We start from the raw sequence: 10,685 nt of genomic DNA on the forward strand, positions 1-10,685 counted from the left end.
GCCACCTTCTCCCACAAGGGGCGAAGGAAGAGAGAACGCAACGTGCTCGCCTATACGTCCAGACGGATCGTCTACGTCATTCCGATCGTGCTCAGCGTCGCGCTGGTGTGCTTTCTCCTGGTGCACATCACGCCCGGCGACCCGCTGGTCGCGGTGCTGCCGGCCGATGCCTCGCAGGAGCTCGCTGCGCAACTGCGTTCAGCCTACGGCTTCGATCGTCCGCTGCCCGTGCAATTCGGCCTGTGGCTGTGGCGCGCGATCCATGGTGATCTCGGCAACTCGATTGCGACCGGGCGGCCGGTCCTGTCGGAGGTGATGCGCGCAGTAGGCAACACCGTGATGCTGGCGGTTGCCGCCGCGATGATCGGCTTCACGCTCGGCCTGCTGTTCGGCCTGATCGCCGGCTATTTCCGCGACACCTGGGTCGACAAGGTCGCGACATCGATTGCCATCGCCGGCGTCTCGCTGCCGCATTACTGGCTCGGCATGGTGCTGGTCATCATCTTCTCGGTGCAGCTCAACTGGCTGCCCGCGGTCGGCGCCGGTCCCGGCGGCTCCGGCGCCTGGGCATGGGACTGGGAGCATCTGCGCTATCTGGTGCTGCCGGCGATCACCACCTCGGTGATCCCGATGGGCATTGTCACCCGCACGGTGCGTGCGCTGACCGGTGACATTCTGAGCCAGGATTTCGTCGAAGCGCTGCGCGCCAAGGGCCTGCGCGAGACCGAAGTGTTCCGTCACGTCATCAAGAACGCGGCGCCGACCGCGCTCGCGGTGATGGGCTTGCAGCTCGGCTATATGCTCGGCGGCTCGATCCTGATCGAGACCGTGTTCTCCTGGCCGGGTTCGGGCCTCTTGCTCAACTCGGCGATCTTCCAGCGCGACCTGCCGCTGCTGCAGGGCACGATCCTGGTGCTGGCGCTGTTCTTCGTGCTGCTCAATCTCCTGGTCGACATCGCGCAGGCCGCGATCGATCCGCGCATCAAGCGGAGCTAACCATGAGTGCGATGTCAGATACTGCATTGCAAGCCGCACCCGCGAGCAAGGCGCGCGGCTACTGGGCGACGGTCGGGCGACGGATCAGGCGCGACAAGGTCAGCATGGCCTGCGCGATCATCCTGCTGCTGATCTTTGCCTCGGCGCTGCTGGCGCCGTGGCTGCATCTCGCCGATCCCTATCAGGGCTCGATGATCCGCCGTCTCCGCCATATCGGCACGCCGGGCTATCCGCTCGGCACCGACGAGCTCGGCCGCGACATGCTGGCGCGTCTGATCTATGGCGGCCGTCTCTCGTTGGTGATCGGCATCCTGCCGGTGATCTTCGCATTCGTGATCGGCACCTCGCTCGGCCTCGTCGCCGGCTACGTCGGCGGCAAGCTCAACACCGCGATCATGCGAACCGTCGACGTGTTCTACGCCTTCCCGTCGGTGCTGCTGGCGATCGCGATCTCGGGCGCGCTCGGCGCCGGCATCACCAATTCGATCGTGTCGCTGACCATCGTGTTCGTGCCGCAGATCACCCGCGTCGCCGAAAGCGTCACCACCGGCGTCCGCAACATGGATTTCGTCGAGGCGGCGCGCGCCTCCGGCGCCGGTCCCTTTACCATCATGCGCGTTCACATGCTCGGCAATGTGCTCGGCCCGATCTTCGTCTACGCCACCGGCCTGATCTCGGTGTCGATGATCCTGGCCGCCGGCCTCTCTTTCCTTGGGCTGGGTACAAAGCCACCGGAGCCGGAATGGGGCCTGATGCTGAACACGTTGCGCACCGCGATCTATGTCAATCCGTGGGTCGCGGCGCTGCCGGGTGCGATGATCTTCGCGGTCTCGATCTGCTTCAATCTGCTCAGCGACGGCATGCGCAGCGCCATGGACATCAGGAACTAGTGCGATGACGGATGCCAATCCCGTGACCGACATGCTGGAGCCGGTCGCCGACATCGGCGGTGCCGCGCAGCCGCTGCTGCAGGTGAACGGGCTGACCAAGCACTTCCCGGTGCGCGGCGGGTTGTTCGGCCCGCGCAAGACCGTGCGCGCCGTCGACGACGTCAGCTTCGCGGTCATGAAGGGCGAGACCGTCGGTATCGTCGGCGAATCCGGCTGCGGCAAATCGACCACGGCGCGGCTGCTGATGCATCTGATGCCCCGTGATGGCGGCGACATCATCTATGATGGCCGGCAGGTCGGGCCGGCGCTCTCGCTGCGCGATCTTCGGCGCGGCGTGCAGATGGTATTTCAGGACAGCTACGCGTCGCTCAACCCGCGCCTTACCATCGAGGAATCCATCGCCTTTGGACCAAAGGTCCACGGCATGGCCGACGACACGGCGCGGACGCTGGCGCGCGAACTGCTCGGCAAGGTCGGCCTGCGGCCGGAGATTTTCGCCAACCGCTATCCGCATGAAGTGTCCGGCGGCCAGCGCCAGCGCGTCAACATCGCCCGCGCGCTCGCGCTGTCGCCGCGGCTCGTGATCCTCGATGAGGCGGTTTCCGCGCTCGACAAGTCGGTCGAGGCGCAGGTGCTCAATCTGCTCGCCGATTTGAAGCGCGAATTCGGCCTGACCTATCTCTTCATCAGCCACGATCTCAACGTCGTCCGCTACATCTCCGATCGCGTTCTGGTGATGTATCTTGGCGAGGTCGTCGAACTCGGCCCGGTCGATGCGGTCTGGGATGCGCCGGCGCATCCCTATACCCGCGCGCTGCTGGCGGCGATGCCGTCATCCGATCCCGACAAGCGCACCGAGGTGCCGCCGATTTCCGGCGATCCGCCCAACCCGATCGATCCGCCGCCGGGCTGTCGGTTTCACACCCGTTGTCCGTTTGCGGAGCCGCTCTGCGCAAACGATACGCCAAAACTCAGCGATCTCGATACAATGGGCCATCAAGCGGCGTGCTACATGGCCATTCCTGGCTCGGGGCACAGCCGCGCGCCGGCAAAAGCAAAAGGAGAAAACGCGGCATGACCAGACCCACTCCCAAGGACGTCAAGGTGATCGCGCACGTCGCCGACGTGCCCGCTGATGATGAAGTCGCCACCCGCATCGCCAACTCGATCGGACCCGCATTCGACGGCTTCGCGCCGATCGCCGGCACGCTGCCCTTCGATCTCGAACCCGCGAGCTTCCTGCTGGCGCAGATCGCAAAGGTGTCGAAATGAGCGCTGATCCGGCCCTGATGACGCTGACCGCGGTCGCCGAGGCGATCGCCGAGAAGAAGGTCTCCTCGCATGAGGTGACGCGTGCCGTGCTGCATCGCATTGCGCAATGGCAGCCGCGTCTCAACGCCTTTATGGCAATTGAATCCGAACAGGCGCTTGCCGCGGCGGCCGAGGCTGATGCCGACCTCGCCAAAGGCAGGAGTCGTGGCGCGCTGCACGGCGTGCCGCTGGCGCACAAGGACATGTATTACGACGCCGGCAAGGTCGTGACCTGTGGCTCGCTGATCCGCCGCGACTTCGTGCCGAAGACAACGTCGACGGCGTTGCAGCGGCTGAAGGATGCCGGGCAGATCCGGCTCGGCTCGCTGCAGATGGTCGAGTTCGCCTATGGGCCGACCGGTCACAACGTGCATTACGGTGCGGTGCGCAATCCCTGGAATGTCGAGCACATCACCGGCGGTTCGTCATCCGGCTCGGGCTCGGCGGTCGCCGCACGGCTCACCTTCGCCGCGCTCGGCTCCGACACCGGCGGCTCGATCCGCATGCCGGCGCATTTCTGCGGTGTTACCGGCCTGAAGACGACCGTCGGCCGCGTCAGCCGCGCCGGCGCGATGCCGCTGTCGCAGTCGCTCGATACCGTCGGTCCACTGGCGCAGACCGCGGAGGATTGCGCGCTGCTGCTCGGCCTGATGGCCGGCGCCGACCCCGAGGATCTCACCGCGTCGACGCAGCCGGTGCCGGACTACATGGCTGCGACCAGGCAGCCGCTGAAGGGTCTCAAGATCGGCGTCCCGACGGCGTTCTATGTCGACGACCTCGATTCGGAGGTGGCGCGCGTCCTCGATGAGACGGTGGCGACGCTGAAGCGGGAGGGCGCCGAAATCGTCAAGGTCGAGCTGCCCGACCAGCGCCAGCTTGGTGCGGCGTCGCAACTGGTGCTCGCGGTCGAGGCTGCCGCCCTCCACAAGCGCTGGATGATCGAGCGGCCGCAGGATTACGGTGCGCAGGTCCTGATGCGGCTGCAGAACGGCCTGACCATTCCTGCCGTCACCTACCTCGAGGCGATGCGTTGGCGTGGGCCCGCGCTCGCCGCGCACAATGCGGCGGTCAACGGCGTCGATGCTGTGATCGCGCCGTCCTCGCCGGTGCCGGCGCCGACAATCGCAGAGAGCGATGTCGGTAACGGTCCGGGTGCGGAGGCGGTGATCCAGCGGCTGACGCGGTTCACCCGTCCGGTCAACTATCTCGGCCTGCCGTCGCTCTCGATTCCCTCCGGCTTCACCAAGACGGGACTGCCGGTCGGCATGCAGTTGATCGGCCGCTCCTTCGAGGAGGCCACACTGCTCCGGATCGGCGCCGCGTTCCAGCGCGCGACCGATTTCCACGCCAAGGTGCCCAAGCTCGCATGACCAACCTCGTCGAGATCAACAACCTCAACATCCGCTTCACCGGCGATCGCACGGTCCATGCCGTGAACGATCTCAGCCTGTCGCTCGGCGAAGGCGAGGTGTTGGGGCTGCTCGGCGAGTCCGGCTCGGGCAAGAGCGTGACCTTGCGCGCGCTGATGCGGCTGCTGCCGCGGAAGCGCACGCAGATCTCCGGCAGCGTCAAGGTGCTGGGCCGGGAGGTGCTGGCAATGGACGACGGGGCGCTGTCCGCATTCCGCGGCCAGACCGTCTCGATGATCTTCCAGGAGCCGGCGCTGGCGCTCGATCCGGTTTACACCATCGGCCGCCAGATCGCCGAGACAGTGATGCGTCACGAAGGCAAGAGCGAGCGCGAGGCCACGGCGCGTGCGCTCGAGATGCTCGAAGTGGTGCGGATCCCCTCGGCGAAGCGGCGGCTGGAGTCCTATCCGCACGAGATGTCGGGCGGCATGCGTCAGCGTGCGATGATCGCGCTCGCGCTGGCCTGCAAGCCGAAGATCCTGCTCGCGGACGAGCCGACCACCGCGCTCGATGCCACCGTGCAGATCCAGATCCTGTTGCTGCTGCGCGAGTTGCAGCGCGAGTTCGGCATGTCGGTCATCTTTGTCACCCACGACATCGGCGTTGCGATCGAGATCTGCGACCGCGTCGCGGTGATGTATGCCGGGCAGATTGTGGAGCAGGGCGCCTTGCGCGATATCGTGCGCACGCCGGTGCATCCCTATGCCAAGGGCCTGCTGGCCTCGACCATTCACGGCGCGATGCGCGGTCAGCGGCTCGAAACCATCCCGGGCACGCCGCCCTCGCTCGACCACGCGCCGGCGAGCTGCTCGTTTGCACCGCGTTGCAAGTTCGCCGAACAGCGGTGTAGCGAAAGCTTGCCGCCGAATGTGCCGGTCGCACCGGGCCACCAGGCGCGCTGCGTCCTGGCGGAGCCCAGCGTCGCGACGGCCTAGATTTCTGTTTGACGCGTTTTCTTCACGCGAAGCGGAGCCCACTTCGCTCGAAAACGCGCTTAGCTCGCCCGCGCGACCGCGTCTGCGATCCAGCGCCGCACCGCTGAAATCCGCCGGTCCCACGCCTGCTCGGTGCGGGAGACCAGATAGATCGTCTCGTGATGTGCCGGCTCGAACGCAAACGGCGCCACCAGCCGCTTGCCGAAGCCCGGCCGCGCCTTGATGAGGGGCGCCAACGCCAGCGCCACGCCGAGCCCATGCTCGGCGGCTTCCAGCATCGCCGGCACGCTGTCGAGCCACAGATGCCCGCGCGGGGCGAGATGCGGCAGCCCGGCCTCCTTCAGCCAGGCCGGCCACGCCCGCGGTTGCGTCGTGACGTGGATCAGCACCTCGCGCGACAGGTCCGCAGGAGCCCGAAGCCCTGCCTTGACCAGCGCCGGCGTGCAGACCGGCAATCCCCTGACCTGGACTAGCGGCTCGACCTTGAGCCCGGCGGCGTGTTCCCGGCCGTAGCGGATCGCGACGTCGACACGGGAGCCGTTGAAGTCGGCATATTGATGGGTGGCCTCGATCCGCAGTGTCAGTTGCGGATGGCGCCGCTTGAACTCCGGCAGCGCCGGCAGCAGCACCGCGCTGGTGAAGAACGGCAGCGAGCTGATCCACAGTTCCCCGCCGGTCTCGCCGCGTTGCCGCAGCATGTCGCGGCTCGCCTCGTCCAGCGTCGCCAGCGCCGCCGACACCTTTGCAAGGTAGCGTTCGCCGTCCGCGGTCAGCCGCACCGAGCGCGCGCCGCGGACGAATAGCCTGGTGCCGAACTGCTGTTCCAGCCCGCGGATCTGGTGGCTGATCGCCGACGGGCTCAGCGACAGGTCGCGGGCGGCGCGGCGAAAGCTGAGTTGCGTCGCCGCACGCTCGAAGGCGAGCAGTGCCGAAAGCGGCGGGATGACCCGCGGATCGGGAGCATCCAATGGGTGAATCCTGTTCACCTCGAGTGATGAATGGCCTTTTGTCATAGCCGCTATACTTGGATCAGATTGGCCGAACGCTCAATCCCGCTCACCTCAGGACCACTCGCCTTGGCCATCTTCGAACCTACTGCCACGCCGCATCACTGGAGGCCCGCCGCGCTGGCGGCCGGGCCGTTCGCTGGCCTTCAGGGCGGCGCGGTCGCGAGCCTCCTGACCGCCGAGGTCGAAGCCATGGCCAACGCGCGCAACTGGGGCACCGCGATCTCGGCATCGGTCTGGTTCCTGCGGCCGACACCGATGGCGGAATTGCGCACGCATGTCACCGTGGTGACCGAAGGCGGCCGGGTCAGCGTCGTCGACAACACGCTCTGGCCGGCCGGCGAGGCGCAACCCTGCGCGACCGTGCGGGTGACGTTGTCGCGCGAACGTGCGGTCGAGGTCCACGGTTTTCAGGCCAGTACGGCCGACCCGGTCGATCCCATGCGCTTTCCGTTGCGCAGCCCGCACGCCGTCCACGGCCGCAGTTGGTTCATGGACGCGATGGAGGTCCGGGCCGGCGACGACGTCGCCTGGTTTCGCATGCATCATGAGGTGATCGCGGATGCCGGCCCGCTCGCGCGCGTGCTCGGTCCGGCCGACTGGACCCACGGCATCGCACGCCCGGTGCAGGACGCGGTGGCGATCCCAATCCGAACCTCGCGGTGCAGCTGTTCAGGCCGCCGCGCGGCGCGTGGATCGGCATCCGCGCCGAGGCCCGCTGGCGCCCGGAGGCCGGGCTTGGCATCGGCAGCGGGGTCTTGCTCGATGTCGACGGCGAGATCGGCCGGGTCGCGATGTCGGTCGTTCTCGTGCCCTTGCCGAGAAGTGCGTCCGCCGCAGGCCCGGGTTCCGCGGCCGGTTAACCCTAATTATTCCGTCAACTGTCTGTGGGATCACAAAAATAGACCGCGAACCATGCTTTGGTTGGGGCGACTTAAAATGGACGGTGGTCGCAAACGTCTATACAACGTGGTGATCACGTAACTCTTTTGTTTTGCAGAGATCGGTTTTTATGGCAGCCGCGCCCGCTGTCCGGCGTTCTGAACTGGCTGAGGCGCTGCGCGCATGCCGCAGTGCCTTCATCGGCGTCGGCCTCATCAGTTGCATGATCAACCTGCTGTATCTGACAGGTTCGATGTTCATGCTGCAGGTCTATGACCGCGTGCTGCCGAGCCGCAGTGTGCCGACCCTGGTCGGCCTCGTCGTCATCGCGGCCGTGCTCTACATCGCCCAGGGAGTGCTCGATCTCTTGCGCGGACGAATTCTCGGCCGCGTCGGCACTTCGCTCGACGAGGCGCTCAATGCGCGGGTGTTCGACACCATCGTGCGGCTGCCGCTGATGGCCGGCAATCGCAGCGAGGGCCTGCAGCCGCTGCGCGATCTCGACAATGTACGCTCCTTCCTCGGCAGCATGGGCCCCGGCGCGTTCTTCGATCTGCCCTGGTTGCCGTTCTACATGCTGATCTGCTTCGCGTTCCACTGGCTGCTCGGCGTCACGGCACTGGTCGGCGCGATCATCCTGGTGACGCTGACCTTGATCACCGAATACATGTCGCGCACGCCCGCCAGGGAAGCGATGTCGCTCGCGGCGCGGCGCAACGATCTCGCCGCCTCCAGCCGCCGCAATGCCGAAGTGCTGGTGGCGATGGGCATGGCCGGGCGGATGAACAAGCGCTGGAACGAGGCCAACGAGGAGTATCTCTCCGGTAACCAGCGTGCCAGCGACGTCACCGGCGGGCTCGGTGCGGTCGCCAAGGTGCTGCGCATGATGCTGCAATCGGCCGTGCTCGCGGTCGGTGCCTATCTCGTGATCCACCAGGAGGCCACCGGCGGCATCATCATCGCCGGTTCGATCCTGAGCGCGCGGGCGCTGGCGCCGGTCGATCTTGCGATCGCGCATTGGAAGAGCTTCGTCGCCGCGCGGCAGAGCTGGCAGCGCCTCAACCGCCTGCTGCAGCAGATTCCGGCGCGGCCGACGCAGACGCTGCTGCAGCCGCCGGAGAAGAAGCTGACGGTCGAGGCGGTGACCATGGTTGCGCCGGGCGACCAGCGTCCCATCGTGCAGGACGTCAGCTTCGCCGTCGAAGCCGGCAGCGGCGTCGGCGTGATCGGCCCGAGCGGGTCCGGCAAATCGTCGTTGATCCGGGCGCTGGTCGGCGTCTGGGTGCCGGCGCGCGGCAAGGTGCGGCTCGACGGTGCCGCGCTCGACCAATGGTCGTCGGACGAACTCGGCCGCTATGTCGGCTATCTGCCGCAGGACGTCGAACTGTTCGCCGGCAGCGTCGCGCAGAACATCTGCCGGTTCGATCCCGACGCCAAGTCCGACGGCATCATCGCGGCGGCCAAGGAGGCCGGCGTGCATGAGATGATCATCAAGATGCGCGAGGGTTACGACACCCAGGTCGGCGAGCAGGGCACCGCTCTCTCCGCCGGCCAGGCGCAGCGCGTGGCGCTGGCGCGTGCGCTCTACGGCAGTCCGTTCCTGATCGTGCTGGATGAGCCGAACTCCAACCTCGACAGCGAGGGCGACGAGGCGCTGACTCGCGCGGTGCGCGGCGCCCGCGAGCGTGGCGCCGTCGTCATCGTGGTCGCGCACCGGCCAATCGGCATCGAGGGCGTCGACCAGCTGCTGGTGCTGAAGGACGGCCGCATGCAGACCTTCGGGCCGAAGGAAACCGTGCTGGCGCAGGTGCTGCAGCGCGCCGCCCCGCCGGTGCCGACGCCGATCAAGATCGTTGCCGATGCCGGGGCGACCAAGTCATGAACGACCGCATGACCGATCAGCCGCGCAACGCACATGCTTCGATCCGGAAGCACCTCGTGGTCGGCCTCGCCGTGGTTCTGGTGCTGGGCGGCGGCGTCGGCGGCTGGGCGGCGGCGGTGCCGATCTCGGGCGCGCTGATTGCGCCGGGCTCGGTGGTGGTCGATACCAACGTCAAGAAGGTGCAGCATCCGACCGGCGGCGTCGTCGGCGAAATCCTTGCGCGCGACGGCGACACGGTGAAGGCGGGCGATGTCGTCGTGCGTCTCGACGAGACTGTCGTGAAGGCGAGCCTTGCGATCGTGGTCAAGACGCTGAACGGCCTCTATGCGCGCGCGGCCCGGCTCCAGGGCGAGCAGCAGGCGCTCGACAAGATCGCGTTTCCGCCGCAGCTCACCGAGCAGGCGAGGGATCCCGACGTTCGCGATATCATGGCGAGCGAAACCAAGCTGTTCGAGGTGCGGGTCAACGGCCGCACCGGCCAGAAGGCGCAGTTGCGCGAGCGCGTGACCCAGCTCAACGAGGAGATCGCGGGCCTGCAGGCGCAGGAAGCCGCCAAGGACAAGGAGATCGCGCTTGTGCAGCAGGAGCTGGTCGGCGTTCGCCAGCTCTATGAGCAGCATCTGGTGCAGCTCACCCGCCTGACCACGCTGGAGCGCGACGCGGCGCGTCTCGCCGGCGAACGCGCGCAGTACATCGCCTCGCGCGCCCAGGCCAAGGGTAAGATCACCGAGACGGAGCTGCAGATCATCCAGGTCGACAAGGACATGCTGTCGGAAGTCTCGAAGGACCTGCGCGAGACCAACGACAAGATCGGTGAGTTCGTCGAGCGCAAGGTGACTGCCGAGGATCAGCTCCGTCGCATCGAGATCCGCGCGCCGCAGGACGGCGTGGTGCTGCAATCGACCGTCCACACCGTCGGCGGCGTCATCACCGCGGGCGATGCCATCATGATGATCGTGCCGAAGGCCGACGATCTGTCGGTCGAGGCCAAGGTCAATCCGCAGGACATCGACAAGCTGCAGGTCGGCCAGAAGACGCTGTTGCGGCTCTCCGCCTTCAACCAGCGCACCACGCCCGAGCTCAACGGCGTCGTCACCCGCGTTTCCGCCGACACCACCACCGACCAGCGCACCGGGCAGAGCTACTACACCATCCGCGTCTCGATGCCGCCGGAAGAGGTCGCGCGCCTCGGCAGCGAGGTGAAGATCATCCCCGGCATGCCGGTGGAAGCCTTCGTCCAGACCGGCGACCGCACCATGCTGTCGTATCTGATGAAGCCGTTGAGCGACCAGTTCATGCGCTCGTTCCGCGAGAAGTAGGGTTTTCGCGCCGTTCTCTCCACACGTCGTCCCGGCGTAAGCCGGGACCCATAA

Annotated in this window: 10 protein-coding genes; 9 read left to right on the forward strand and 1 reads right to left on the reverse strand. The window is 66.9% G+C overall.

Features of this window, described 5'->3' with window-relative positions; translation table 11 throughout:
* Nucleotides 1–42 precede the first annotated feature (42 nt).
* From ALC15_RS33725 to ALC15_RS33750, 6 genes are read left to right on the forward strand one after another with little or no spacing between them, the layout of a single operon-like run.
* Nucleotides 43–996: an ABC transporter permease gene (locus tag ALC15_RS33725; protein ID WP_050631011.1), complete on the forward strand. Its 954-nt coding sequence runs from the start codon at nucleotides 43–45 to the stop codon at nucleotides 994–996.
* Nucleotides 997–998: 2 nt separating this feature from the next.
* Complete coding sequence (locus tag ALC15_RS33730) at nucleotides 999–1,886, forward strand: ABC transporter permease (RefSeq protein ID WP_094194276.1); 888 nt, start codon at nucleotides 999–1,001, stop codon at nucleotides 1,884–1,886.
* Between the two features lie 4 nt (nucleotides 1,887–1,890).
* A complete protein-coding gene (locus ALC15_RS33735; RefSeq protein ID WP_050631012.1) occupies nucleotides 1,891–2,964 on the forward strand; it encodes an ABC transporter ATP-binding protein in 1,074 nt (357 codons plus the stop codon).
* Nucleotides 2,961–3,158, forward strand: coding sequence for a hypothetical protein (locus ALC15_RS33740; protein WP_021080297.1), 198 nt, complete (start codon nucleotides 2,961–2,963; stop codon nucleotides 3,156–3,158). Before ALC15_RS33735 ends, ALC15_RS33740 begins: the two co-directional genes overlap by 4 nt.
* The gene (locus ALC15_RS33745) at nucleotides 3,155–4,567 is read left to right on the forward strand and encodes an Asp-tRNA(Asn)/Glu-tRNA(Gln) amidotransferase GatCAB subunit A (RefSeq protein WP_050631013.1); all 1,413 of its coding nucleotides are present in this window, start codon (nucleotides 3,155–3,157) and stop codon (nucleotides 4,565–4,567) included. The genes ALC15_RS33740 and ALC15_RS33745 overlap by 4 nt, the downstream gene beginning before the upstream one ends.
* Nucleotides 4,564–5,541 (forward strand): ABC transporter ATP-binding protein, encoded by a 978-nt coding sequence (locus ALC15_RS33750; protein WP_050631014.1) that lies wholly within the window; start codon nucleotides 4,564–4,566, stop codon nucleotides 5,539–5,541. Before ALC15_RS33745 ends, ALC15_RS33750 begins: the two co-directional genes overlap by 4 nt.
* Before the next feature lie 59 nt (nucleotides 5,542–5,600).
* Here ALC15_RS33750 and ALC15_RS33755 read toward each other — a convergent pair whose 3' ends face one another.
* On the reverse strand, nucleotides 5,601–6,509 hold the full coding sequence (locus ALC15_RS33755) for a LysR substrate-binding domain-containing protein (protein ID WP_050631015.1): 909 nt from the start codon (nucleotides 6,507–6,509) through the stop codon (nucleotides 5,601–5,603).
* A gap of 108 nt (nucleotides 6,510–6,617) precedes the next feature.
* Between ALC15_RS33755 and ALC15_RS33760 the strand changes: the two genes are divergently transcribed.
* The 3 genes from ALC15_RS33760 to ALC15_RS33770 are packed head-to-tail and all read left to right on the forward strand — an operon-like array spanning nucleotide 6,618 to nucleotide 10,631.
* Entirely contained in the window at nucleotides 6,618–7,532 is a 915-nt protein-coding gene (locus ALC15_RS33760; RefSeq protein ID WP_244486366.1) for an acyl-CoA thioesterase domain-containing protein, read from the forward strand.
* 28 nt (nucleotides 7,533–7,560) lie between these two features.
* On the forward strand, nucleotides 7,561–9,312 hold the full coding sequence (locus ALC15_RS33765) for a type I secretion system permease/ATPase (RefSeq protein ID WP_050631016.1): 1,752 nt from the start codon (nucleotides 7,561–7,563) through the stop codon (nucleotides 9,310–9,312).
* A complete protein-coding gene (locus ALC15_RS33770; protein ID WP_050631017.1) occupies nucleotides 9,309–10,631 on the forward strand; it encodes an HlyD family type I secretion periplasmic adaptor subunit in 1,323 nt (440 codons plus the stop codon). The genes ALC15_RS33765 and ALC15_RS33770 overlap by 4 nt, the downstream gene beginning before the upstream one ends.
* The last annotated feature ends 54 nt before the right edge of the window (nucleotides 10,632–10,685 follow it).

The sequence above is a fragment of the Bradyrhizobium viridifuturi genome, from assembly GCF_001238275.1.
GTDB lineage: Bacteria > Pseudomonadota > Alphaproteobacteria > Rhizobiales > Xanthobacteraceae > Bradyrhizobium > Bradyrhizobium viridifuturi.